General features: G+C 63.4%; 22 protein-coding genes. 12 read left to right on the forward strand and 10 right to left on the reverse strand.

Annotated elements, in window-relative coordinates; all coding sequences use genetic code 11:
- Positions 1-139: 139 nt before the first annotated feature.
- On the reverse strand, positions 140-967 hold the full coding sequence (locus AC0L2M_RS21975) for a MurR/RpiR family transcriptional regulator (protein ID WP_287343868.1): 828 nt from the start codon (positions 965-967) through the stop codon (positions 140-142).
- Positions 968-1,120: 153 nt separating this feature from the next.
- Between AC0L2M_RS21975 and AC0L2M_RS21980 the strand changes: the two genes are divergently transcribed.
- From AC0L2M_RS21980 to AC0L2M_RS22035, 12 genes are all read left to right on the forward strand, one after another.
- Positions 1,121-1,942 carry an N-formylglutamate amidohydrolase gene (locus AC0L2M_RS21980; protein WP_473535875.1) on the forward strand — a complete coding sequence of 274 codons (822 nt, stop codon included), beginning with the start codon at positions 1,121-1,123 and terminating at the stop codon, positions 1,940-1,942.
- A gap of 21 nt (positions 1,943-1,963) precedes the next feature.
- Positions 1,964-3,478 carry an amino acid permease gene (locus tag AC0L2M_RS21985; RefSeq protein ID WP_473535876.1) on the forward strand — a complete coding sequence of 505 codons (1,515 nt, stop codon included), beginning with the start codon at positions 1,964-1,966 and terminating at the stop codon, positions 3,476-3,478.
- A gap of 95 nt (positions 3,479-3,573) precedes the next feature.
- Positions 3,574-4,944, forward strand: a complete 1,371-nt coding sequence (locus AC0L2M_RS21990) for a glutamine synthetase family protein (protein WP_473535877.1) — start codon at positions 3,574-3,576, stop codon at positions 4,942-4,944.
- Positions 4,945-5,031: 87 nt separating this feature from the next.
- Complete coding sequence (locus tag AC0L2M_RS21995) at positions 5,032-6,420, forward strand: aldehyde dehydrogenase family protein (protein ID WP_473535878.1); 1,389 nt, start codon at positions 5,032-5,034, stop codon at positions 6,418-6,420.
- 18 nt (positions 6,421-6,438) lie between these two features.
- Complete coding sequence (locus AC0L2M_RS22000) at positions 6,439-7,611, forward strand: iron-containing alcohol dehydrogenase (RefSeq protein WP_473524638.1); 1,173 nt, start codon at positions 6,439-6,441, stop codon at positions 7,609-7,611.
- A 243-nt stretch (positions 7,612-7,854) separates the two neighbouring features.
- Positions 7,855-8,961, forward strand: a complete 1,107-nt coding sequence (locus tag AC0L2M_RS22005; protein WP_023798107.1) for an ABC transporter substrate-binding protein — start codon at positions 7,855-7,857, stop codon at positions 8,959-8,961.
- Between the two features lie 160 nt (positions 8,962-9,121).
- Positions 9,122-10,111: an ABC transporter permease gene (locus tag AC0L2M_RS22010; RefSeq protein WP_027153284.1), complete on the forward strand. Its 990-nt coding sequence runs from the start codon at positions 9,122-9,124 to the stop codon at positions 10,109-10,111.
- Positions 10,108-10,899: an ABC transporter permease gene (locus AC0L2M_RS22015; RefSeq protein ID WP_023798105.1), complete on the forward strand. Its 792-nt coding sequence runs from the start codon at positions 10,108-10,110 to the stop codon at positions 10,897-10,899. Before AC0L2M_RS22010 ends, AC0L2M_RS22015 begins: the two co-directional genes overlap by 4 nt.
- A gap of 31 nt (positions 10,900-10,930) precedes the next feature.
- Complete coding sequence (locus AC0L2M_RS22020; protein WP_473535879.1) at positions 10,931-11,995, forward strand: ABC transporter ATP-binding protein; 1,065 nt, start codon at positions 10,931-10,933, stop codon at positions 11,993-11,995.
- A gap of 167 nt (positions 11,996-12,162) precedes the next feature.
- Positions 12,163-13,713: a cation:proton antiporter gene (locus AC0L2M_RS22025; protein WP_473535880.1), complete on the forward strand. Its 1,551-nt coding sequence runs from the start codon at positions 12,163-12,165 to the stop codon at positions 13,711-13,713.
- Between the two features lie 95 nt (positions 13,714-13,808).
- On the forward strand, positions 13,809-14,723 hold the full coding sequence (locus AC0L2M_RS22030; RefSeq protein ID WP_473535881.1) for an endonuclease/exonuclease/phosphatase family protein: 915 nt from the start codon (positions 13,809-13,811) through the stop codon (positions 14,721-14,723).
- Between the two features lie 7 nt (positions 14,724-14,730).
- A complete protein-coding gene (locus AC0L2M_RS22035; protein ID WP_473535882.1) occupies positions 14,731-15,576 on the forward strand; it encodes an EamA family transporter in 846 nt (281 codons plus the stop codon).
- A 98-nt stretch (positions 15,577-15,674) separates the two neighbouring features.
- Here AC0L2M_RS22035 and AC0L2M_RS22040 read toward each other — a convergent pair whose 3' ends face one another.
- The 9 genes from AC0L2M_RS22040 to AC0L2M_RS22080 all read right to left on the reverse strand — a co-directional run bounded on the left by AC0L2M_RS22040 (position 15,675) and on the right by AC0L2M_RS22080 (position 26,125).
- Positions 15,675-15,989: a Dabb family protein gene (locus AC0L2M_RS22040; RefSeq protein ID WP_473535883.1), complete on the reverse strand. Its 315-nt coding sequence runs from the start codon at positions 15,987-15,989 to the stop codon at positions 15,675-15,677.
- Between the two features lie 10 nt (positions 15,990-15,999).
- Complete coding sequence (locus AC0L2M_RS22045) at positions 16,000-17,628, reverse strand: GMC family oxidoreductase (protein WP_473535884.1); 1,629 nt, start codon at positions 17,626-17,628, stop codon at positions 16,000-16,002.
- A 12-nt stretch (positions 17,629-17,640) separates the two neighbouring features.
- Positions 17,641-18,402, reverse strand: coding sequence for a 3-ketoacyl-ACP reductase (locus tag AC0L2M_RS22050; protein ID WP_473535885.1), 762 nt, complete (start codon positions 18,400-18,402; stop codon positions 17,641-17,643).
- 208 nt (positions 18,403-18,610) lie between these two features.
- Positions 18,611-20,113, reverse strand: coding sequence for a GMC oxidoreductase (locus tag AC0L2M_RS22055; RefSeq protein ID WP_473535886.1), 1,503 nt, complete (start codon positions 20,111-20,113; stop codon positions 18,611-18,613).
- Positions 20,114-20,118: 5 nt separating this feature from the next.
- Positions 20,119-21,234: an ABC transporter ATP-binding protein gene (locus tag AC0L2M_RS22060; protein WP_473535887.1), complete on the reverse strand. Its 1,116-nt coding sequence runs from the start codon at positions 21,232-21,234 to the stop codon at positions 20,119-20,121.
- A 4-nt stretch (positions 21,235-21,238) separates the two neighbouring features.
- The gene (locus tag AC0L2M_RS22065; protein ID WP_027153273.1) at positions 21,239-22,183 is read right to left on the reverse strand and encodes a carbohydrate ABC transporter permease; all 945 of its coding nucleotides are present in this window, start codon (positions 22,181-22,183) and stop codon (positions 21,239-21,241) included.
- Entirely contained in the window at positions 22,180-23,136 is a 957-nt protein-coding gene (locus tag AC0L2M_RS22070; RefSeq protein WP_473535888.1) for a carbohydrate ABC transporter permease, read from the reverse strand. The genes AC0L2M_RS22065 and AC0L2M_RS22070 overlap by 4 nt, the downstream gene beginning before the upstream one ends.
- A gap of 164 nt (positions 23,137-23,300) precedes the next feature.
- Positions 23,301-24,554: an ABC transporter substrate-binding protein gene (locus AC0L2M_RS22075; protein ID WP_036262246.1), complete on the reverse strand. Its 1,254-nt coding sequence runs from the start codon at positions 24,552-24,554 to the stop codon at positions 23,301-23,303.
- Positions 24,555-24,613: 59 nt separating this feature from the next.
- The gene (locus AC0L2M_RS22080) at positions 24,614-26,125 is read right to left on the reverse strand and encodes an aldehyde dehydrogenase family protein (RefSeq protein WP_473535889.1); all 1,512 of its coding nucleotides are present in this window, start codon (positions 26,123-26,125) and stop codon (positions 24,614-24,616) included.
- Between the last annotated feature and the right edge of the window lies 1 nt (position 26,126).

A 26,126-nucleotide genomic window follows, 5' to 3' on the forward strand; every position in this document is an offset into this window, starting at 1 on the left:
TCACAGGTTCAAATCCTGTCCCCGCAACCAAACAAAAACGGCCCGCATCACGCGGGCCGTTTTGCGTTTGCAGCCTGCTGGCCGCCTTCTCCGGCATGGAAGTGATCATGCGGTCGAGTTCAGGCCGCGTCCCTATTCCCTACCGCAGGCTTTCCAACTCGCGGATGCGTTTGGCGCCGTCGGCCTCGAGCTGCCGGGTGACGGCGCCGATCAGCGTTTCGGCCACGACGAAAAGGGCCGCCGAAGAATCCCAGGCCGAGGGCACGGCGGTGCGCCCGGCGATGACATGGCGGGCAAAGCGGGCGATTGGCGACAGCCACTGGTCGGTGAACAGCACGATCTGCACGCCGCGCTGGTGTGCCGTCTCGGCGAAGCGGACCAGGCTGTCCTGGTAGCGCCTGATGTCGAAGATCACCAGCACGTCGCGCTTGCCCATGTCGATCAGCCGGTCGCGCCAGACGCTTTCCTGTCCGGCGAGGTGAAAGACATTGGGCTGGATGATGGCGAGGTGAGCGGCCATGTAGCGCGCCAGCGGATCGGTGAAGCGGCCGCCAATCAGGAAGGTTTTGCCGCGCCGGTCGGCAAGCTTTGCGACGATGTCGGCAAGTTGCTTGTCGGACAGGTGCCTGAACGTCTCGCGCATGTTGTCGAGCGTCGCCTCCAGCATCGGCGACACCGCGCCGCCGTTCGGCGATGGCGGGTTGAGTGCGCGCGACGCCGGCGACTGCAGTTGCGCCGCCAGTTCGTCCTGCAGCGCCGACTGGAATTCCGGGTAGTTCTGGAAGCCGAGACGGGCGACGAAACGCAGGATCGTCGGCGAGGAGACGCCAGCGGCAGCTGAGAATTCGGCGACCGTCTTCAGGCCGATCAGCGGATAGCTGGCGATCAGCGTCTGCGCTGCGCGGCGCTCGCCCGCCGGCATCGTGCCGATGCGGTCCGAGATCAGTTCGGCAATGCTCGAAATCATCTTTTCCCCATGCCCGGCCGTTTTGCCGAAATCGCATTTGACCCGAAATCGCGTTTGACAAAGCCGGACAAACTGTATGAAATCATCCACAGGGACGCAATGAGGCAAAATACGTAACATACGATACAGCGCTCCCCGGGGACGACAGGATAAATGGAGACAGCACGGCCCGCCAGCCTTGCATCGCCTGAAACCGTAGGGGTGACGAACCCCGGCGGATTGAGCCCTTTCGTGCTGACCTGCGACCACGCCTCCAATTTCCTGCCGCCGGAATTCGGAACGCTCGGCCTTGCTGCCGAAGAACTCTCCCGCCACATCGCCTGGGATCCCGGCGCGCTGCCGGTCGCCCGCCGCATGGCCGCGGCGTTTGACGCGACCCTGGTCGAGACCTGCATTTCGCGCCTTGTCATTGACTGCAACCGGCCACTGGATGCGCCGGACCTGGTGCCCCTGGTCAGCGAGACCACAACCATTCCGGGCAATGCCGGCCTGTCGCAAAAGCAGCGCGCCGCGCGCATCGCCCTGTCCTGGCAACCCTTCCATGATGCGGTCGCTGACATCATCGACAAAAGGCTGGCGCGCGGGCTCGAGACGCGGCTGGTTTCAATCCATTCCTTCAACCCGGTCTACAACGGCAAGAGCCGGCCCTGGCACATCGGCGTCATCCATGACGAGGACCGTCGGCTGGCAGCGCCGCTTGTCACCGCGCTGCAGCGGCTCGCCGGCGTCACGGTCGGCGTCAACGAGCCCTATTCGCCGGCCGACCGCGTCTATTTCACGCTGGAACGGCACGCGCGCCCGCGGGAGCTACCCTGCGCGATGATCGAAATCCGCAACGACGAAATATCCGACGAAGCCGGGCAGCGAAAATGGGCGGATCTGCTCACGGGGATTTTTTCCGATCTCGAGCCGTCATCCGGATCCCAGGGATCTGGCCGGCGCGGGCTCGGCCATCCGGTGGAACCGGTCAACTGACAAGAAGAAGGGGACTTTCAAATGGCAGGCGGTAATACGAAGCAAGTTGGCAGCGTCGCATACGCGAAGCGCGACAAATCTTATTTCGAGGACCGGCAACTGGTGCGTCACGCCAATGTCTGGCATCTGTGGGCGCTCGGCGTCGGCGCCGTCATATCCGGGCATTTTTCGGGCTGGAATTTCGGATTCGGGACAGGCGGCTGGGGCGGCATGCTGGTGGCCGGCATCATCATCGCCATCATGTATGTCGGCCTCGTCTTCTCGATCGCCGAGATGAGCCCGGCTTTGCCGCACACCGGCGCTGCCTACTCCTTCGCCCGGACGGCGATGGGGCCGTGGGGCGGCTTCATCACCGGGCTTTGCGAAAACGTCGAGTATGTGGTGACGCCCGCGGTCATCGCCTTCTTCATCGGCTCCTATATGGGAGGCATCTGGTCGGTCGCCTTTCCCGACTCCAGCGTCTGGCCGCCGCTCTGGTGGCTGGTGACCTATGGGGTGTTCCTGGCGTTGAATATTTTCGGCGTCGCGCTGTCCTTCCGCGTCACGCTGATCGTCACGCTGCTGTCGCTGGCCGTGCTGATTGTCTTCTGGATCAGCGCTATCCCGAGCATGGACTTTTCGCGCTGGGCGTTGAACATCGGCGTCGGTCCGGACGGAGCGGCGATGGAGCTTCCCGAAGGCAATGGCTCGATGTTCCCGTTCGGTTTCTCGGGCGTGCTGGCAACGTTGCCTTTTGCGGTTTGGCTGTTCCTGGCGATCGAGCAGCTTCCGCTGGCGGCGGAAGAATCGGTCGATCCCAAGCGCGACATGCCGCGCGGTATTATCGCCGGCATGCTGACGCTGATGGTCTCGGCCTTCATGATCGTGCTGCTCAACCCGTCGGTCGTCGGCGTTGGTTCGTTCAAGCTCGCGACTTCCGGCGAGCCTCTGCTTGACGGGTTCCGGGCGATTTATGGCGACTCGGGCGCAGTGCTGCTTGGCGTCATCGCGCTGATTGGATTGATCGCAAGCTTCCACACCATCATCTTCGCCATGGGCCGCCAGGTCTATTCGCTGAGCCGCGCCGGCTATTTCCCGTCGGCGCTGTCGGTCACCCACAAATCGTATAAGACGCCGTATGTGGCGATGTTTGCGGGCGCCATCGTCGGCTTCGGCATCATGCTGATCATGTGGTTCGCGCTGGGCGGCGCTACGGCCGGTTCGCTCATCGGCTCGGTGTTGCTGAACATGGCGGTGTTCGGCGCGATGTTCTCCTACATCCTGCAGGCGGTGTCCTTCATCCTGCTGCGCCAGAACCAGCCGAACATGGAACGTCCCTATCGCAGCCCGCTCGGCGTCCCGGGCGCCGTGCTGACGATCATCATCGGCGTGGTCACCCTGCTCTACCAGATTCAGGACGCGAACTTCACCAAGGGCGTGGTCTGGGTGGCGCTGTGGTTCGCCATCGCGATCGTCTATTTCGGGCTGGTCGGCCGTCACAAGCTGATCCTGTCGCCGGAAGAAGAGTTCGCGCTGGAGCACGCGCAGAAAGCCTAACCTGCCTCGGACCTCAAGAAACACCCGGCCGCTTCCTGCGGCCGGGTCCAGAGTTGAACTCTCGAAGCGCCACAAAGGCGGCGGAGCTTGCAAGAATGGCCGGAAATTTCTCGTTAGATCAGTTGAAAAAGGCGGTCTCCAGCGGTGAGGTCGATACGGTGCTGGCGTGCATTGTCGACATGCAGGGGCGGCTGGCGGGAAAGCGATTCCTGGCGCAGTATTTCGTCGATTCCGCGCATGACGAGACGCATGGCTGCAACTATCTCCTGGCCGCCGACATCGATATGGAACCGGTGCCCGGCTACAAGGCGGCGAGCTGGTCGAAGGGTTACGGCGACTTCGTCATGAAGCCCGACCTGTCGACGCTGCGGCGCATTCCATGGCTGGAAAAGACGGCGCTGGTGATCTGCGACGTGCTCGACCACCACACCCATGACGACCTGCCGCATTCGCCGCGCGCCATCCTGAAGAAGCAGGTCAAGCGGCTGAGCGAACGCGGCTATCTCGGCTATTTCGCCTCCGAGCTCGAATTCTATCTGTTCAGCGAAACCTACGATTCCGCCCGCAAGAAGCACTGGCAGGGCCTCGACACAGCCTCGCCCTATATCGGCGACTACCAGATCGGCATCACCACCAAGGAAGAAGGCGTCATGCGCCGGCTGCGCAACGAGATGCAGGCGGCCGGCATTCCGATCGAGAACTCCAAGGGCGAGTGGGGTCCGGGCCAGGAAGAAATCAATGTCCGCTATGCCGAGGCGCTCGAGATGGCCGACCGCCACGTCATCCTGAAGAACGGCGCCAAGGAAATCGCCGAGTCCGAAGGCAAGGCGGTCTCGTTCATGGCCAAGTACAATTACGGGCTGGCCGGCAATTCCAGCCACATCCACAATTCGCTGTGGAGCGCCGACGGCGAGACGCCGCTTTTTTACGACAGAAAGGCCGAATGGACACTGTCGACGCTCGGCCAGCAATGGGCGGCGGGCCAGCTCAAATATGCCAGGGAATTCACCTGGTTCCTGGCGCCCTACGTCAACTCCTACAAGCGCTTCCAGGCCGGCACCTTCGCGCCGACCAAGATCATGTGGAGCGAGGACAACCGCACCGCCGGTTTCCGCCTGTGCGGCGAGGGCACCAAGGGCATCCGCATGGAATGCCGCATCGGCGGCGCCGATCTCAACCCCTATCTCGCCTTCGCCGCGCTGATCGCGGCCGGCCTGGCCGGCATCGACGAAAAGCTTGAACTGCAAAAACCCTTCGTCGGCGATGCCTATCAAGCCTCGCAGCTGCCGGAAATTCCGAAGACCCTGCGTGACGCCACCGAGACGCTGGCAAAATCGGAGATGCTGAAGCAGGCGCTCGGCGACGGCGTGCTCGAGCATTATGTCCATACGGCGCACTGGGAGCAGTTCGAATACGACCGCCGCATTACCGATTGGGAACTGCACAGGGGGTTTGAGCGGTACTAAACTACGCCAGCGTCGCCGTTCAGCTTTGCTGCCGGACGGGCGGGCGGCTCAAAACTGAGATTGTCGTAAATTGCGAGGACCCAAGGAATGACCGAAACGGTCAAGATAAAATCTCCCGTCGATGGTTCGATCTATGCCGAGCGGCCTGTGGCCACGGACCAGGCGATCAATGCGGCGGTCGAGCGGGCCAAGGCGGCGCAGGAGAAATGGGCTGAGACGCCGATCGTCGAGCGCGGCAAGTACATGCTTGCCATGCTGGAAGCGCTGGTCGCCATGACCGACGAGATCGTGCCGGAGATCGCCTGGCAGATGGGCCGCCCGGTGCGCTTTGGCGGCGAGTTCGGCGGCGTCAGGGAACGCACCAGCTACATGGTCGAGATCGCCGAAGCGGCACTCAAGCCGGTGATGGCCTCCAATCCGAAGGACGGGTTTCGCCGCTATGTGAAGAAGGTGCCGCTCGGCGTGGTCCTGGTGATCGCGCCGTGGAACTATCCCTATCTCACCGCCGTCAACACCATCGTGCCGGCGCTGATGGCCGGCAGCGCCGTCATCCTCAAGCATGCGGCGCAGACGCTGCTGGTCGGGGAACGTTTTCAACAGGCGTTCGACAAGGCAGGCCTGCCCAAGGGTCTGTTCCAGAACCTCGTCATGAACCATGCGCAGACCGAAAAACTGCTCGGCTCGGGCAAGATCGACCATGTCAATTTCACCGGCTCGGTTGCCGGCGGCCGCGCCATCGAAAAGGCCGCAGCGGGCACCTTCATGACGCTCGGCCTTGAACTCGGCGGCAAGGATCCGGCCTATGTCCTGGCCGATGCCAAGATGGACCATGCCGTCGCCAACCTGGTCGACGGCGCCTTCTACAATTCCGGCCAGTGCTGCTGCGGCATCGAGCGCGTCTATGTCCACGAGAAGGTCTATGACGAATTCGTCGAAGGCTTCATCGCTGAAACCAGGAACTACGTCGTCGGCAACCCGCTCGACCAGGCGACGACGATGGGGCCGATGGCACAGGCGCGCTTCGCCGACCTGATCCGCGAGCAGAAGGCCGAGGCGCTGCGCAAGGGCGCCAGGGCGCATATCAACATGAAGGTGGCCAATGACGAGCCGGGCTCGCCCTATCTGGCGCCGGAAGTGCTGACCGGGGTCGATCACCAGATGAGCGTCATGCGCGAGGAGAGCTTTGGGCCAATCGTCGGCATCATGAAGGTGCGCAACGACGAGGACGCGATCGCGCTGATGAACGACAGCCCCTACGGTCTGACGGCCTCGATTTGGACCAGCGACACCGAGCATGCGGCGGCGATCGGTGATCGCGTCGAGACCGGCACCGTGTTCATGAACCGCTGCGACTATCTCGATCCGGCGCTGGTCTGGACCGGCGTCAAGGACACCGGCAAGGGCGCGGCGCTGTCGGCCATCGGCTACGACAATCTGACGAGGCCGAAGTCATATCATCTGCGTGAAGCCATCTGATTTTTTTGAAAGACAGAAATGACAAAATTGATTTCCAAATGGAACTATCCGACGACCGTGCGCTTCGGCGCGGGGCGCATCAAGGAATTGCCTGATGTGCTTGAAGCCACCGGCATCAAGCGGCCGCTCTTCGTCACCGATCCGGGGCTGGCCAAACTTCCGGTCGTCGCTTCGACGTTGAAGATCCTCGACGATGCCAAGGTACCCTATGGCGTATTTTCCGAGGTCAAGCCGAACCCGGTGGACTCCAACCTGACCGCCGGCATTGCGGTGTTCAAGAAGGGCAAGCATGACGGCGTCATCGCCTTCGGCGGCGGCTCGGCGCTCGACCTCGGCAAGCTGATCGCCTTCCAGGCCGGCCAGACGCGGCCGGTCTGGGATTTCGAGGATATCGGGGACTGGTGGACGCGCGCCAACTCCGACGCGATCGCACCGATCATCGCCGTGCCGACCACGGCCGGCACCGGCTCGGAGGTCGGCCGCGCCGGCGTCATCACCAATGAAGCGACCCACACCAAGAAGGTGATCTTCCATCCGAAACTTTTGCCGGCCATCGTCATCGCCGATCCGGAACTGTCGGTCGGCATGCCCGGCTTCATCACCGCCGGCACCGGCATGGATGCGCTCGCCCATTGCCTCGAAGCCTATTGCGCGCCGGGCTATCATCCGATGGCCGACGGCATCGCCGTCGAAGGCGTGCGGCTCGTCTTCGAGAACCTGCCGAAGGCCTTCGCCAACGGCAAGGATCTCGTCGCCCGCGCCCACATGATGAGTGCGGCCGCGATGGGCGCTGCCGCCTTCCAGAAGGGGCTGGGCGCCATCCACTCGCTGTCGCATCCGATCGGCGCGCTTTACGACACCCATCACGGCATGACCAACGCCGTGTTCATGCCTTATGTGCTGACCTTCAACCGCGACGCCATCGAGGCGCGCATCGCCCGGCTCGCGGCTTATTGCGGCATCAAGGGCGGCTTCGACGGTTTCGCCAAGACCGTCATCAAGCTGCGCAAGGAATTGGAGGTGCCGCACGCGCTGCCGGGCCTGATCAAGGGGCTCGACATGGACAAGAAGCGCAAGGGCCTGATCGCCGACATGGCAGTGGTCGATCCGACCGCCGGCGGCAACCCTGTCAAGCTGACCAGGAAGGCGGCGCTGACGCTGCTCGAAAATGCCATTGCCGGCACCGCCTGACACAGTATTCGCGCCGGAAACTGATCCGGGAAATTGAGGGCAAAGAAAGGGGGAAAGATGAAAGGTAAGACGGAAACTCGTTAGCCGGAAAAATAGTTGCGAGGCGATTGCTACAGCCGGTTAAAAAGAGTTTACTTTTTCGTACTGCAGGGCATCGCTTTCACAAACCATTCATCGGGCTGTCACACGAAAACGATACCGCATCGCAGGCGTCCAACGGCGTCAGTTCAACGGAGAGAACACATGTTCAAATTCACGGGAAAAGTACTTTCCCTTACGGCCGTCGCCCTGATGGCGACCTCTGCTATCTCGTCGGCGCAGTCAATGGATGAACTGGTCGCCGCCGCCAAGGCGGAAGGCCAACTCACCACCATCGCGCTGCCGCATGACTGGTGCGGCTATGGCGCGGTGATCGCCGGCTTCAAGGCGAAATATCCGGAAATCACCGTCAACGAGCTCAACCCCGATGCCGGCTCCGGAGACGAGATCGAGGCGATCAAGGCCAACAAGGACAATAAGGGCCCGCAGGCGCCCGACGTCATCGACGTCGGCCTGTCCTTCGGCCCGACCGCCAAGGCCGACGGCCTGATCCAACCCTACAAGGTGTCGACCTGGGACACGATCCCCGACAGCGCCAAGGATCCCGAAGGCTACTGGACCGGCGACTATTACGGCGTGCTGGCGATGATGGTGAACAAGGATCTGGTCAAGGAAGTGCCGACTGATTGGGCCGATCTTCTTAAGCCGGAATACGCCAACGCCGTCGCGCTCGCCGGTGATCCACGCGCCTCGAATCAGGCAATCCAGGCGGTCTACGCCGCTGGTCTTTCAAGCGGCGCCGCGGCCGGTGAAGCCGCAGGTACTGCCGGCCTCGAGTTCTTCAAGAAGCTCAATGCCGCCGGCAATTTCGTGCCGGTCATCGGCAAGCCGGCGACGCTTGCACAGGGTCAGACACCGATCCTGATCAACTGGGACTACAACGCGCTTGCCGGCCGCGACACGCTGAAAGGCAATCCGCCGGTCGACGTCGTTGTGCCGAAGACCGGTGTCGTCGCGGGCGTCTACGTGCAGGCGATCAGCGCCTACGCGCCGCATCCGAACGCTGCCAAGCTCTGGCTGGAATATCTCTATTCCGACGAAGGCCAGATCGGCTGGCTGAAGGGCTATTGCCACCCGATCCGCTTCAACGATCTCGCCAAGAACGGCAAAATCCCGGAGGACGTGATGGCCAAGCTGCCGCCGGCCGCATCCTATGAGGCCGCGGTGTTCCCGTCGCTCGATGAGCAGGGCAAGGCCAAGGAAGTCATCACCAAGAACTGGGACGCCGTCGTCGGCGCCAACGTTCAGTAAGGTTGAAAACCGCCGGGCGGCTTCACCGCCGCCCGGTATTCCCGCTAGAGCGACGTGCGTCGGACGCACAAAGTACGCTCTAGAACTCAAGTTTCCGCATCGTGCTTTCCGAAAATCGAGTTCGATTTTCGGGCCGATGCGATAAGACGGTAGCCGGCGCATGACCGATCTCTCGCTTTCCGATCACGCGATTGCCGGGAAGACGGCGCCGCCCAGCGAGGCGCGCGCGTTTCGGCTGCCGACGCAATGGCTGGGCGTGGCGCCGTTCTTCATCTTCGCCATCATGTTCCTGGTCCTGCCCACACTCTATCTGGTGCTTGGCGCCTTCCAGAACGCTGCCGGCACGTTCACCTTCGACAACATTGTCGGTATCTTCGACCCACCCAATCTGTCGAACTACATACAGTGCCAATATGATTCCTGGATCTCCTGGGTCGACGGAAACTGCAGGCTGCCCACTATCCTTGCCGCCTACTGGATCTCGATCAAGATCAGCCTCGCTTCGTCGCTCATCGGGGCATTTGCCGGTCTGGCCATTGCCATTGCCATCGTGCGCGGCGGCCTGCCGAACTGGATACGTTCGGCGACGCTGACCTTTTCCGGCGTGGCTTCGAATTTCGCCGGCGTGCCGCTGGCCTTTGCGTTCCTCGCTACGCTCGGCCGGCTCGGCCTCGCGACGGTGATCCTGAACACCGTGTTCGGCCTCAACATTTACGCCCACGGCTTCAACATCCTGTCGTTCTGGGGCCTGACGCTGACCTATGTCTATTTCCAGATCCCGCTGATGGTGGTCATCATCACGCCGGCGATCGACGGACTGAAGAAGGAATGGGGCGAGGCGGCCGCGACGCTTGGCGCCACCACGGCGCAATACTGGCGCATGGTCGTCATCCCAGTGATATGGCCGAGTTTTCTCGGCACCGTCATCCTGCTGTTTGCCAACGCCTTCGGCGCTATCGCCACCGCCTATGCGCTGACCGGCTCGTCGCTCAACATAATTCCCATCGTGCTTTACGCACAGATCCGCGGCGACGTGCTGCACAACCCGCATCTCGGCTATGCCATTGCCTTCGGCATGATCGTCATCACCGGCCTCGCCAACGTCTTCTACATCTGGTTCCGGACGCGCAGCGAAAGGTGGCTCAAATGAAGAGCGGACGTTTCTGGGCCTGGCTCGTCTTCGCGCTGGGTGCGGCCTATTTCTTCATTCCGCTGATCGCGACCGTGGAATTCTCGATGCGCATGCGGCGCGGGGTCTATTCCTTCGACGCCTACGAGGTCGTGCTAGGCGACCCCCGCTTCCAGGCGACCTTCGGCTATTCGGTGCTTGCCGCCATCTTCACCATCATCCTCGGCGTGCTCATTGTTGTGCCCACCGCCTACTGGATCCGGCTACGGCTGCCGCAACTGAGACCGGTCGTCGAGTTCATCACTCTGCTGCCGCTGGTCATCCCCGCCATCGTCATCGTCTTCGGCTACATCAGAATGTACGGATCGAACTCGCCGCTGCCGTTCCTGGCGAGCGACACGGGCACCAACGCCTTGCTGGTCATCGGCTATGCGACGCTGGCGCTGCCCTATATGTACCGCGCCGTCGACACCGGGCTTCGCACTATCGACGTGCGCACGCTGACGGAAGCGGCGCAGATCCTCGGCGCCGGCTGGGGCACGATCATCGCCCGTGTCATTCTGCCCAATGTGCTGATCGCGGTATTGTCGGGCGCCTTCCTTACCTTCGCTATCGTCCTCGGCGAATTCACCATGGCCAGTCTGCTCAATCGGCCGGCCTTCGGTCCCTACCTGCAGAACATCGGCGCCAATCGCGCCTATGAGCCGGCGGCACTTGCCATCATCGCCTTCGCCATTACCTGGGCGTGCATGTCGCTGATCCAGATCCTGTCGCGTTTTGCGCCGCGATCGGCGAACCGGCCAAACTGACCGAAAAGTACTGACCGAAAGAAAAAAAGCCATGGCCGAGCCATTCCTCTCCATCCAGCATGTGCGAAAATCCTTCGGCGCCACCACCGTCGTCCAGGATTTCAACCTCGACGTCGAGCCGGGCGAATTCGTCTCCTTCCTCGGGCCATCGGGCTGCGGCAAGACGACGGTGCTGCGTATGGTCGCCGGCTTCGAGGAGCCGAGCGCCGGCAAGATCGTCGTCGCCGGCAAGGATATCACCCGGCTCAAACCCAACCAGCGCAATGTCGGCATGGTGTTCCAGGCCTATGCGCTGTTTCCCAACCTGACCGTGGCGCAAAACATCGGCTTCGGGCTGAAGGTCGCCGGCATGCCCAAGGCCGATGCCGACAGGCGCGTTGCCGAGATGCTCGACCTCATCAAGCTGCCGCAGATGGGCGACCGCTATCCCTATCAGCTCTCCGGCGGCCAGCAGCAGCGCATCGCGCTGGCGCGGGCGATTGCGCCAAAGCCGAAGCTGCTGCTGCTCGACGAGCCGTTGTCGGCGCTCGACGCCAAGGTGCGCGTGTCGCTGCGCGAGGAAATCCGCTCGATCCAGAAGAGGCTCGGCATCACCACCATCTTCGTCACCCACGACCAGGAAGAGGCGCTGTCGATCTCCGACCGCATCGCCGTCATGTATGGCGGCAAGGCCGAGCAGGTCGGCACGCCGTTCGAGATCTACAACCGGCCGGCGACCAAGTTCGTCGCCAATTTCGTCGGCACGCTGAACGTGCTCGAAGGCACCGTCACCGATGCAGCCTCGGGCAAGGTGCGCGTCAATTCGCAAGAGGTCTCGCTGCAGGGAAAGCTAAACGGCTCCAAGTCCGGCGACACGCTGTCGTTGGCGCTGCGGCCCGAGGCGATTTCGCTCGGCCGCCATCCCGGCCGCGACTCCAGTCTTTCGGGCGAGATCACCGAAGTGCACTTCCTCGGCTCGGTCATCCGGGTTCGCGTCGGCATCGGCGGCAGCACGGTGTCGCTCGACACGTTCAACAGCCCGGCCTCGCCGCCGCCCGCTGTCGGCGAGAAGGCCGAGATTTCGTTTTCGTCGGGCGACATGCTTGTGCTGCATTAGGGGCGGAGTGAATGGTGAATATTGAATAGCAAGAAGGCGCTTTACGCGCCGAGATTTCTCTGCAAGCGACCATTCACCATTCACCATTCACCATTCACCATTCACCAGCCAAAGCCGTCGCCGTTTTTTTGCCTGCCAATCGCCCGGCTTCACCGCTACGATGAGGCATGGCGCTTTTCGAGCTGACCCTTGTTCTCCTGCTGATCGCCGTCGCGCTGACGGCGTTGTCGCGGCGTCTCCAGGTTCCCTATCCGTCGTTGCTGGCGCTGGCAGGCGCGGGCATCGCCTTCCTGCCGTTTGCGCCGACCATCGAGATCGATCCCGAACTGGCGCTCGCCTTGTTCATCGCGCCGGTGCTTCTCGACGCGGCCTACGACACGTCGCTGCGCGATCTCAATCGCTACAGGCTGCCGCTTGTCCTGCTGGCACTGGGCGCCGTCGTTTTCACCACCGCTGTCGTGGCGTTCGTCGGATGGACAATGGCAAGCCTGCCGATCGCTGCGGCCATTGCCCTTGGCGCGATCGTGGCGCCGCCCGATGCCGTGGCGGCGTCGGCCGTGCTTGTACAGTTCAAGGTGCCGCACCGCGTCACCACGATCCTGCAAGGCGAAAGCCTGCTCAACGACGCCACGGCACTGCTGATATACCGCATGGCGGTTTCCGCAACTGCCGGCTCCATCCTGCTGAGCAGCGCGGTTCCGATGATCTTGCTGTCGACAGTCGGCAGCCTCGCCGCGGGCTATGTGCTCGGCCGATTGTCTCTCGTCACCCTCAGTCGCATCAGAGATCCGGCAAGTGGCACGGTGCTGCAATTTGCCGGGACGTTCGGCGTCTGGATCCTGGCCGACAGGATCGGGCTCTCCGCCATCATAACGATCGTCGTCTATGCCATGACCATCGCACGTACCGCGCCGCGCCGCATGCCGGCCAGAAATCGCGTCAGCTCCTACTCGGTCTGGGAGACGGCGGTGTTCGTGCTCAACGTGCTGGCCTTCGTCCTGATGGGACTTCAGGCACGGTCGATCGTCGGCCGGCTTGCCGAGCAGGGGCAGATCGAAGCGTTCGTCTTCGCCGCAGCCGTGCTGGCTGTCGTCGTCGTCTCGCGCCTCGTTTGGGTGCTGGGATGCGGTGCGATCATGAGGTGGCTTGCCAGCTTCGGTGACGCGGACCGGCAGGCCGAGGCGCCGTCGTTTCGCGGCGGCGTGCTGATCGGCTGGTGCGGCATGCGCGGTCTGGTTACGCTTGCGGCAGCGTTTGCCTTGCCGGCTGACTTTCCCGGCCGCGACCCGATTGTGCTCGCCGCTTTCTCGGTCGTGCTCGGCACCCTGGTGCTGCAAGGCATCAGCCTGAAGCCGCTGCTGCGCTTGCTTCGTCTCGATCCGGACGAAACTGTCGACCGCGAGGTCGCGCAAGCACGCGTCGCCATCATGCAGGCAGCGCTGGACGTGTTGAGCGGCAAGACATCGAATGCCGCGGCCGTGGTCCGCGAGCAATTTGCCGCGCAGCGCGTGATCGCCGAAAATCCTGACGACGCCCAGGCTGCAACCGAGTACGACAGGTTGCGCCTCTATGCCATCAAGAGCCAGCGTGACGCGCTGGAGCAATTGCGCATCGACGGAACGATCGGCGACGAAGCATATCATCGCCTGGAGGAGGAAATCGACTGGTCGGAACTGGCCGCCTCTCCGCCGGGACGTTTCCAGCCGTTGACGACCTAGCTGCGCTATCTGGCCCAAGCGCTCTGCATCCGGCTGCACATTGCAGCCGATCAGCCCAACGGCTACTGCTTTCAGGGAATTGAGCCGGATAAGCAATGAAGCTGGTCAGCTACAACATCCAGTACGGGTTCGGCGGCGACGGTCGCTACGATCTCTCGCGCTGCGCCAAGATCGTGGCTGGCGCCGACATCATCGCCTTGCAGGAGGTGGAACGGCACTGGCTGCGCAGCAACGAGGACGACCAGCCGGAACTTCTTTCGCGACTGCTGCCCGAACATTATTGGGTTTATGGGCCGGCCTTCGACATGGACGCCAGCGAACGGCGTGACGGCCGCATCGTCAACCGTCGGCGGCAATTCGGCACCATGCTCCTGTCCAGGCGGCCGATCGTCTGGTCGCGCCTGCACACGCTGCCGCTGCGCCGCACCGTGCGTCCGCTCAACACCCGCAACGCAGCGCTGGAATGCATGATCCACACCCCTGCCGGTCCGGTGCGGGTGCTATCGCTGCATCTGGCGCATATCGCCGCCGAAGAGCGGCTGGAGCAGATCGACTATCTGCTCGCCGAGCATCGCCGCGCGCCGTCCGACGGCGGCCCGTGGAGCGGTGCCGACGATGAGCCCGTCCGCAACTGGAGCAATGGCGAGCCGGAGCCGGAAAACCCGCTGGCGGCGATCTGGATGGGCGATTTCAACATGCAGCCGGGCAGCGCCGAGTACCGGCGCATCGTCGGCAGCACGCCGTACCATCGCGATGCTGCCTATCTCAACGGTTTTGTCGATGCCGCCGCCGTCGCCAGCGAACCGACGGCGGATTTCCATACCCATGTGAAGACCATCGACGGCATGCTGGCAAAGCGACGGCTCGACCACTGCTTCGTCGGCGGCATGTTGGCGGGACGGGTGCGCTCGGCCAGTGCCGATATCGGCGAAATCGCCTCCGACCATTTTCCGCTGCGGGTCGACATCGACCTGGAAACGCCGTTCGCGACGGGGGCCGAAGGCGCATGAGCCGCCGATGACCTTGTTCGTCTTCTTCGCGGTGCTTGCCGCCGCCGCCATGCACGCGATCTGGAACGCGCTGGTCAAGGTTCATCTCGACCGCTTTTTGTCGATCACGCTGATGACGCTCGGCATGGGCGCCGTGGCGCTTCTGGCGCTGCCTTTCGTCGAGGTGCCGAAAGCGGAAGTGTGGCCGTACATCATCGCCTCGGTGATCTTCCACATGGGTTACAGGACGTTCCTGATAGGCGCCTACAAGGCCGGCGATTTCGCCCAGACCTATCCGCTGGCGCGCGGCACGGCACCGCTGCTGGCTGCACTTGGCGGCATTGTGGTCGTCGCTGAAGTTCCGGCGCCGCTCGCCATTCTCGGCATTGTTCTCTTGTCGGCCGGGACGCTGGTGCTGTCGTTTCGCGGCGGCGCGCATCTGGAAAGGCTGAACCTGCGCGCCGTCGGCTTTGCGCTGGGCACCTCGATCTTCATCGCCGGCTATACGCTGTCCGACGGTAGCGGCGCGCGGCTGGCCGCGACGGCGTCGAGCTATGCCGCATGGCTGTTCGTCTGCGATGCGCTGTGGGCGCTGGTGCTGTGCCTGATCTTCCGCGGACCAAAGGCGCTGCCGGTCCTGGCGCGCGACTGGAAGGCGGGCGTGTACACCGGCGCGCTCAGCGGCGCCGCCTACTGGATCGTGATGTGGGCGATGACCAAGGCGCCGATCGCCTCGGTCGCGGCGCTGCGCGAAACCTCGATCCTGTTCGCCATGATGATCTCGGTGTTTGCGCTCGGCGAGAAGATGACTGCCTGGCGGGGTGCCGCCGTGCTCAGCATCGTTGCCGGCGTCGTCGCGCTGAGGCTTGGATAGGCTAAAGCGCGTCGCGTTCGACCGACCTCACGCGACGCGCTTTAGATTGTTGTTTTATGCATGTCGTAAAACCGCTGCACACTTTTGCGCGACATGCATTAAGCGCCTATCTCGAGGTCGAACACCATCAGCCCGTCGGTTCCGCCTTCAAGCGCCGCGACCAGCCGAGCGCCGGCTCGGCTGTGGGCCTCATGCACCAGATAGGCGTCGCGTGCGGCGGCATCGCTGAAGTCGATGGTGAAGCCGTGCGTGAAGCCGCGCGCGAACGGCTCTGGGCTGGTGTTGGCGCTGAATTCGACCTTGGCCATGCCGTCGATCACCGACCGCAGCGCCTCAAGATCGGCATGGATTGCCGCGCGCTCGTCGTCGGTGACGTCATTGCGGAATCGAACGAAAACACAGTGCCTGATCATTCTTGGAATCTCATGCCGCTTGGTTGGTGGAAAACACGGCCGGCGGCAGCGGGTCGCGGCCAAGGATCAGATCGGCGCCCTTTTCGCCGACCATGATGGTTGGCGCATTGGTGTTGGAGGAGGGGATGCGCGGCATCACCGAAGCGTCGCAGACGCGCAGGCCCTCGATACCACGCAGCCTGAGATCCGGCGTCACCACGCTCATCGCATCATGGCCCATGCGGCAGGTGCCGACAGGGTGGTGGTCGGTCTTGGAACTGCGGCAGGCATAGTCGAACAGCTCGTCGTCGCTGGTGAGTGCCGGTCCCGGCAGCACCTCGCGCAGCACGTAGGGGGCCAGCGCTTTCTGCCGCATGATCTCGCGCGCCAGCCTGAGCCCCTTGATCGACATGTCGCGATCGTAGGGATCGGACCAGTAATTCGGGTCGATCAGCGGGTGGTCGGCCGGGTCGGCGCTGTTCAGCCGCACCGTGCCGCGCGATCGAGGGCGCAGGAAGGCCGAGTTCAGCGTCACGCCCGGATTTTTCAGTTTTTCGACACCGGCCTCGATGCCGGAGCCGAGGCCGAGATGCAGCTGGATATCGGGCGAGGCGGCGGTCGGGTCGGCGTACCAGAAGCCGCCGGTCTCGAACAGGCTGGAGGCAACCGGGCCTTTTTTCAACAGCAGGTATTGCAGGCCGGCCCACACCGTCCGGTGCAGCTTGGCGTAGTTGTCGTAGGTGTGGTCGCCGGTGCATTCGGCAATGACGAACAGGTCGAGATGATCCTGCAGGTTGGAACCGACGCCGGGCAGATCGTGCACCGGCGTCACGCCCACCGACTTCAGATGGTCGGCCGGGCCGATGCCCGACTGCATCAGCAGCTTCGGCGAGCCGATGGCGCCGGACGAGACGATGACTTCGCGCTCGGCGCGCAAGATTTTCTTCTCGCCGCCCGGCCTGTCGACGATCTCGACACCAGTGGCGCGGCCCTTGTCGATGACGATGCGCGTCACCAGCACATCGGTCCTGACGGTCAGGTTTTTTCGCGCGCGGATCGGCCTGAGATAGGCGACCGAGGCGGAGGAGCGTCTCGCGTCCTTCTGCGTCAATTGGTAATAACCGACGCCTTCCTGGGCTACCCCGTTGAAGTCCGGATTGAAGGGAATGCCCATCTCCTGCCCAGCGCGGAAATAAGCCTCGCAGATCGGCAGCGGCGCAATCGGGTTCGACACGCCGAGCGGACCCTGGTCGCCGTGAAAATCGTTGGCGTAGCGCTGGTTGTTCTCGGCCCGCTTGAAATAGGGCAGCACGTCGCGATAGCCCCAGCCGGCAAGGCCCTCTTCGTTCTCCCAGGCGTCGTAGTCGCGGGCATTGCCGCGTGTGTAGATCTGGGCGTTGATGGAGGAGCCGCCGCCGATCACCTTGGCCTGCGTGTATCGGAAGACGCGGTCCTTCATGTGCTTTTGCGGCACGGTCGACCAGCCCCAGGCGGCGATGCCCTTGGTCATCTTGGCGAAACCGGCCGGCATGTGGATCAGCGGGTGCCAGTCCTTGCCGCCCGCTTCGAGCAGCAGCACTGAATTCGATGGCTCTTCGCTCAGCCGGTTAGCCAGCACGCAGCCGGCCGGGCCGGCGCCGACGATGATGTAGTCGGTCATGGCGTCACCTGTTCACAGCCTCGGCACCGACAGCGCACCGTCGACATTGATGATCGAGCCGGTCGAAAAGCCGAGCTTGCCGCCGGCGAGTGCCACTACGGCGGCGCCGACATTGGCGGCTTCGCCCCAGCGCTTTGCCGGCACCAGACCGCCGTCGATCAGCGCGTCGTATTTGGCGGTTACCCCTGCAGTCATGTCGGTGCGGATGATGCCTGGCCGCACCTCGAACACGCCGATATTTTCTGCGGCAAGCCGCAGCGCCAGGGTCTTCACCCACATCGAAAGCCCGGCTTTGGAGATGCAATAGTCGGCACGTTCCGGCGAGGCCATTTCGGCGCTGACCGAGGTGATGGTGATGATCGTTTTTGGAAAATCACCCGGCGCCGCAAGCATCGCCCTGGCAACGGCCTGGCTGAGGAAGACGGTGCCGCGCAGATTGATGGCGACGATCCGGTCGAAGTCTTCCGGTTTCAATTCCAGCAGGTCGCCACGTACCACGGCGCCGATGCCGGCATTGTTGACCAGGCAGTCGATGCGGCCGAAGGCGCTCGTCGCGGCATCGACCAATGCGGCATGGTCGTCGAGGTCGGCAATGTCGCCGCAATGATAGGCGAATTTCGCGCCGCGGGCGGTGATGTCAGCGGCAACCCCGTCGCCGGCTTTTTCGGCAAGGTCCACGACAAGGATATCGAAGCCGGCATCGGCCAGCGCCTCGGCGCTGGCAAGGCCGATGCCGCGCGCGCCGCCGGTGATGATGGCTGCCGGACGGCTCATGTGAAGATGTTCCTTTGGACGTCAGCGCCGCCCCTCATCGCCCTGCCGGGCACTTCTCCCCGTATAGTGACGGGGAGAAGGACGCCTTCATCGCCTGCTTCGCCAATCGCCAGCGTTGCAAAAAAGGCGCCGAGGTTGCGGCCAGCGGGCTTCTCCCCGTTCACGGGGAGAAGGTGCCGGCAGGCGGATGAGGGGCGGCGCAGACCGATCATAGGACAAGCTCGCTCTTGCGGATGTGGTCGGCGACGCGCAGCGCTTGTGCGGCGATCGACAGCGCCGGATTGACCGCGGCCGAGTTCGGCAGGAAGCCAGCGTCGACGACAAACAGGTTCTTGTGGTCGAACGAGCGGCAGAACGGGTCGAGCGGCGAGGTTGCCGGATCGTCGCCCATCTTGACCGTGCCGCACTGGTGCGACGGCGTGCGCTTGTCGAAAGGCCGCGACAGGACGATCGGATAGCCGCAGGCGCGGAAGTTCTCGCGCATCACCTTGGTCAGCCCGTCGAGCGACTGCATGTTGGAGCGCCGCCACTGCATGACGATGTCCTTGCCGTCGACCATGATGCGGCTTTCGGGGTCTGGCAGGTCCTCGCACATCAGGTACCAGTCGACGGCGTGGCCGGCCATGAAGTCCAGCGCGAATTTGGGTGCAAGCTTGACGTTGGCCCTCAGGATATGACTGTCGATTTTGCCGAGAAGCTGGACGTTACCGAGCGGCTTGCCGCCCTTGCCGTCGGATAGATAGTAGTCGTTGAGCATCAGCGTCTTCTGGTAGACGGAGGTGTTCCTGCGGCGCGGATCGATCGCCAGCATGGCGCTCGAATTGTGGTTCATGAAGTTGCGGCCGACCTGGTCGGAGCGGTTGGCAAGGCCGTTTCCGTTCGGGGACGGCGAACGCAGCAGGATGGCGGCGGAATTGACCGCTCCGGCCGAGAGGATGACCAGTTTCGGCGTTACTTTCTTCAGTATGCCGTCCTGGCGATAGTGAACGGCGGCGATCGTCCTGCCATCCGATGAGGCTTCGAGGTATTCGACATGAGCACCGGTCTCGAGCCTGATGTTCCGGTCGGCAAGTGCCGCTGTCAGCGGCCCCGATTGGGCGTCGACCTTACCGGTCCCGGTGTTGGGAAACGCGTCCCAGCCCGTCTTGCCGTCCTTTAGCCAGGCATCGATGTCGACGCCGAGCGGCAGCGATGCCGGATGCAGGCCGAGGCCCATGAGTTCGGCGCGGGCGCGGGCGATCGGCGGCTCGTCCGGCACCGGCCCGAAGGGGTAGGGGATCGAGTGGAACGGTTCGGTCGGGTCTTCGCCGAGTGCGCCTCGCACGCGAAAAAGCTGCTCGGCCCTGGAGTACCAGGGCTCGAATTCCTCATAGGAGAACGGCCAGGCCGGCGAGACGCCGCCATAGTGCTCCATCTCCGAAAAGTCTTCCTTGCGGTAGCGGATCAGCACCGCGCCATAGAATTTCGAATTGCCGCCGACATAGTAATAATTGCCGGGATTGAACGCAGCACCCCCGGCCTCGCGCCACATCTCCTTCGGCCGGTAGTGGCCGCCGACGAAGATGGCGCGCGTGTCGCGCGTGTGCGGCGTCGCCGGCAGCGGTTCGCCGCGCTCCAGCATCAGGATCGAGGCGCCACTGCCGGCAAGGCCGGAAGCGATCGTGGCGCCGCCGATGCCGGAGCCGATGATGACGATGTCCGGGTTTGTCATGGCTGTCAGAGGATGCGGTTCTCGGTCGCCGGATCGAAGAACACCGCCTTGGTCAGGTTGAAGGCGAGCGGCGTGACCGTGCCCGGCTGGATGTTGGCGTCGGCGCGCAGACGCGCCACCACCGCCTTGCCGCCGAGATTGGTGACGGCGAAGGTGTCGGAGCCGGCCGGCTCCACGACCTCGATGTGACAATCGGCGGTGGCGATGTTCGATGCGTTGCGTTCGGCTCCTTCAGGATCGGTCAGGGCCTCGGGGCGGACGCCGAAGATTATCGGCTTGCTGTGGAATGCCGACAGGCCCGTCGGCGCATCGGCCAGCGGCAGCGAGATCGGCTCGCGCGCCTCGCGCTGCAGCACCACGGAAAGCGCATTGCCATTGCCGCCGATCGTCGCCGGGATCAGGTTCATCGCCGGCGAGCCCATGAAGTCGGCGACGAACAGATTGGTCGGGTTGTTGTAGATTTCGGCAGGCGTGCCGAATTGCTGCACCTCGCCGTCGCGCATCACCGCGATCTTGGTGGCCAGCGTCATCGCTTCGATCTGGTCGTGAGTGACGTAGACGATCGTGGTGCCGGTGGTTGCGTGCAGCCGCTTGATCTCGATGCGCATGTCGACGCGCAGCTTGGCGTCGAGATTGGAGAGCGGCTCGTCGAAGAGAAACAGCTTGGGGTCGCGCACCAGCGCCCGGCCCATGGCGACGCGCTGACGCTGGCCGCCGGAAAGCTGGCTCGGCTTGCGCTGCAGGAGGTGGCCGATCTGCAGCACCTTCGCCACCTTGTCGATCGCCTTCTGGCGCTCGTGGGCCGGCACGCCGCGCATCTCCATGCCGAAGGCAATGTTTCCCGCGACGGTCATGTTCGGATAGAGCGCATAGCTCTGGAACACCATGGCGATGTCGCGCTTCGAGGGGTGGAGATCGTTGATCGTGCGTCCGTCGACACGGATTTCGCCTTCGGTGATAGTTTCCAGGCCGGCGATGGTGTTGAGCAAGGTCGACTTGCCGCAGCCGGACGGGCCGACCAGCACGAGGAAGCCGCCCTTTTCGAGATCAACGTCGATGCCCTTCAGGATCTCGACCGATCCGAACCGCTTCCTCAGCCCATCAATTTCGAGAAAAGCCATTCGATTATCCTTTGACGGCGCCGGCCATCAGGCCGCGCACGAAATAGCGGCCAGCGACCACATAGACGAGAAGGGTCGGCAGTGCGGCGATCATCGCCGCCGCCATGTTGACGTTGTATTCGACGACACCGGTCGAGGTGTTGACGACGTTGTTCAGCGCCACGGTCATCGGCATCGCGTCGCCGGTGCCCGCATAGGCCGAGGCGAACAGGAAGTCGTTCCAGATGTTGGTGAACTGGTAGATGACGGTGACGACGAAGATCGGCATCGAATTCGGCAGCATGATGCGCCGGAAAATCTGGAAGAAGCTGGCTCCGTCGACCTGTGCCGCCTTGACCAGTTCGGTCGGGAACGCCTCGTAATAATTGCGGAAGAACAAAGTGGTGAAGCCGAGCCCGTAGACGACGTGGACAAAGACCAGATTGACCGTCGGATTGCCCAAGCCGAATGAAAATCCCGTTGCGTTTCGCAGCGTCACGCCGAAGCGGCCGAGGCTGCCGAGGATCGTCGCCATCGGCAACAGCACCGACTGGAAAGGGATGAAGCAGGCAAACAGCATCAGCCCGAAAACCAGCGTGTGGCCGCGGAAACGCCATTTGGTCAGGACATAGCCGTTGAGCGCGCCGAGCAGCGTCGAGATCAGCACCGCCGGAACCACCATCTTGATGGAATTCCAGAAATAGCCCTTGATGCCGGCGCAGGTCAGGCCGACGCAGGTCTCGCCCCACGCCTTCAGCCACGGCTCGAAGGTCGGCGCCTGCGGCAGCGCCAGCATGTTGCCGTTCTGGATCTCGTCCATGGTCTTGAACGAGGTCACCAGCATGACGAACAGCGGCATCAGGTAGAACAGCGCGAACAGCGCCAGCAGGCCGTAGATGACGATGCGGTTGACGGTCCTGGCGCTGATGCCGCCAGTGCTCTGGCGAGCGGGCGTGGCAATGACGCTCATCGCGGCCGCTCCCTGAGCTCGGAATAGAGATAGGGCACGATGATCGCGGTGATGGTCATCAGCATGATCACGGCGCTGGCCGAGCCGACGGCCATTTCGTTGCGCTTGAAAGTGTACTCATACATGAAGTTCGACGGCAGCCAGGCCGAGCCGCCCGGCCCGCCGCTGGTCAGTGCTACGACCAGATCGTAGGACTTGATGGCGAGGTGAGCGAGCACGATGAAGGCCGAGAGAAACACCGGCCGCAGCAGCGGGATGACGATGCGGCGATAGAGCTGGAACGTGGTGGCGCCGTCGATCTGCGCCGCCTTCATGATCTCGCCGTCGATGCCGCGCAGGCCGGCCAGGAACATCGCCATGATGAAACCCGAGGCCTGCCAGACGCCGGCGATCACCACGGTGTAGATGACGAAATCCTTGTTCTTGATCCAGTCGAAATGGAAGCTCGTCCAGCCCCATTGATGCAGCGTCTGCTCGAGGCCGAGGCCGGGATCGAGGAACCATTTCCAGGCCACGCCGGTGACGATGAAGGACAGCGCCATCGGATAAAGATAGATCGGCCGCAAGATGCCTTCGCCGCGGATTTTCTGGTCGAGCAGGATCGCCAGGAAAAGGCCGAGCGCCAGGCAGATGAAGATGTAGAGAAAGCCGAAAATCCCCATATTGGTGATCGACGTATACCAGCTCGACGGCGGGTCGCTTTCGAAAGTCCAGCGCCATAGCCTCTGATAGGCACGCGGCCCAGTCAGCGCATAGGACGGGAAGGTCTTGGAGTTGGTGAAGGACAGATAGACCGTCCACAGGATGAAGCCGTAGACGAAGACGATGGTGATCGCAAAGCTTGGCGCCAGCACGATCTTCGGCAGCGCGTCCTGCAGGCGCGAACGCACCGACGCGCCCGGGCGCGCATTATGCTCCGGCGTCAGCTTGATCTGGGTCGCGACCGTTGTCATGGGCTCCTCCCTCGCGGGTCCCTTCACCGCCAGGCGGGGAAGGATAGCCCCGTCGAGACGGGGCGTGTTGGTTGATCGCCGGCGCCATTCCGACCAGAAGCCGACCATCCTGGCTTGGTGGAACCTTCCCCACCGGAGCGGGGAAGGTCCTTTCATGCCGGTTCTTATTTGGCGTCTTCGATTGCGTTGACCAATTGGGTCACGGCCTCGTCCGAGGTCTTGATCTGGCCGTGGACGAATTTCGAGACGACGTCCTTGTAGGCATTGGCGACGGCCGGCGGCGCGCCATAGCCTTGCGCCAGCGAACCGAACAGCGTGCCGCCTTCGTTGGCGGCCTTCAGGTCGGCCATGCCCTTCTTGCCGCAAGCGTCGAAGTCGGTGTCGGGCACGTCGGTGCGGGCCGGGACGGAGCCCTTGACGACGTTGAAGGCCGACTGGAAGCTCTTCGACAAAGTTGCGGTGGCCAAGGCGACCTGCGCGGCCTTTCGGTCCTCCGGAACGTCGAACATGCCGAACATGTCGGAGTTGTAGACCACGCTGCCGTCGGTGCCCGGGAAGCGATAGCACAGGAAGTCGGTGCCCGGGGTCTTCTTGGCGGCGTTGAATTCGCCCTTGGCCCAGTCGCCCATCACCTGCACCAGCGCATCGCCCTTGATGACCATGGCGGTGGCGAGGTTCCAGTCGCGGCCGGAGAAGTTCGGGTCGACATAGGTGACGAGCTTGGCAAGGTTGTCGAACGACTTCTTCATCGTGTCGGATTTCAGCTGCTCCTCGTCGAGGTCGTTGAAGGCCTTTTTATAGAACTCAGGTCCGCCGGTCGACAGCACGACGGAATCGAACATGGTGGCTTCCTGCCAGTTCTGGCCGCCAAGCGCGAGCGGGATGACGCCCGCCGCCTTGGCCTTGTCGAGCAGCGCGATGAATTCGTCGAAGGTCTTGGGCTCGGTGCCGCCGATCTTGTCCATCACCGCCTTGTTGATCCACAGCCAGTTGACCGAGTGGACGTTGACCGGAGCCGCGACCCACTTGCCGTCATAGACCGAGAATTTCTGCAGGGCGGCCGGCACGGATTTGTCCCAGCCTTCCTTTACCGCCGTCTCCGTCAGGTCGCCCATTACGCCCGCCGCGGCGTAATCGAGCACGGTATAGCCGAGCATCTGCGAGGCGGTCGGGTAGTTGCCCGCCGCGACCATCGCCTTCAGCGCGGTCATGGCGGCGTCGCCGCCGCCGCCGGCCACGGGCACGTCCTTCCAGGCAAAGCCTTGCTTGGCCAGATCCTCCTTGAGCACGTTCAAGGCAGCCGCTTCGCCGCCAGACGTCCACCAATGCAGCATCTCGACTTCCTTGACGTCCTGGGCATGGGCTGCGAACGCAAGACCCGAGCCGAGAGCCGTTCCGATAAGCAGTTTGCGCAACATGTACTTCCTCCCTTGTTGCAGCTACACGACCGGCGGCTGTCCGCCGGGTTCTTCACAGCTCAGCCGACCCACCATCCGGTGCGCTGGCCGCGATGAAACTGGATTGTCTTTTCCTCGGTATAATCCTCGACGGCGCGCTTGCCGAGTTCGCGTCCGAGACCGGATTGCTTGTAGCCTCCGAAAGGCAGCTCGGGATAACCTTCCATGAACGTGTTCACCCAAACGGTTCCCGAACGCACACTCCGCGCCACCGACATGCAGGTGTCGATGCTGGCGCTCCACACACCCGCCGATAGACCATAGGGCGTGTTGTTGGCGATGCGCAACGCCTCTTCAATCGATCCAAACGTCAGCACCGACAGCACTGGGCCGAACACTTCCTCACGTGCAATGGCCATGTCTTCGGTGACGCCGCGAAGGATGGTCGGATCGAGATACTGACCGGCATTGGAGGCGATTTGCTTGCCGCCGCTATAGACGCTGCTGCCGTCGTTTGCCGCCGCCGCCACGTAGCCGGTGACCTTGGAAAGGTGCTCGGAAGAGATCATCGCGCCGATTTTGGTGCTGTCGTCTAGCGGATCGCCGACGGTGACCCTGGGGGTGAGCGCCTTCACCGCGCCGAGGAAGTCGTCGGCGATCGCCTCATGGACGATTAGCCGGCTGCCGGCGTTGCAGCATTCGCCGGCGTTGAAGAAGCCGCCGAACACCGCCGCGTCGGCGGCGGCTTCGAGGTCGGCATCTGGAAAGACGATCTGGCCGTTTTTGCCGCCGAGCTCCATCGAGACCTTCTTCAGCGCGTTCGCAGCCGATGCCATGGTCACCTTGCCGACCCGGGTGGAACCGGTGAACGACACCATCTCGACCAGCGGATGGGCGACCATCGGCGCGCCGACATCGGCGCCCAGGCCAGCGAGGATGTTAACGACGCCGTCCGGCAAGCCGGCCCGCATCAGGATGTCGCCGAGCACGAAGGTCGAGGCCGAGGTCATCTCGCTCGGCTTAACCACAGCCGTGCAGCCGGCGGCGAGCGCGAACGGCAGTTTCTGGCTGACGATGAGGAACGGAAAATTCCATGGCGTGATGATCGAGACGACGCCGATCGGTTCACGCAGCACGACGCCCAGCATGGCGTCGCCGAGATTGGCGTAGCTCTCGCCATGGAGCGTGCGGGCAAGCGCCGCGGCATAGCGCCAGATGTCGACGGCGCCGCCGATCTCGCCACGCGCCTGGGTGATCGGCTTGCCGGATTCCAGCGCGTCGAGCCGGGCAATCGCCTCGAGCCGCGCTTCGATCAGGTCCGCCGCCTTGAGCAGGATCGCGGCGCGCTCGCCGGCCTTCATGCGCGGCCAGGGGCCGGTCTCGAAGGCCTTGTGCGCGGCCTGTACCGCCGCCTCGACTTCCTCTTCGCCGGCTTGCGCATAGCGCGAAACGGTGAAGCCGTGGCCGGGGCTGTTGCGCTCCAGCGTGCGGCCGTCGCGGGCATCGACGAACTTGCCGTCGATCAGCAGCCGGTAGGTCTTCGGTGCTGCGGATGCCTCGGCGGGCATGGCGATGGTGAGGGGCAAGTTCATG

It is taken from the genome of Mesorhizobium sp. WSM4806, assembly GCF_055811635.1.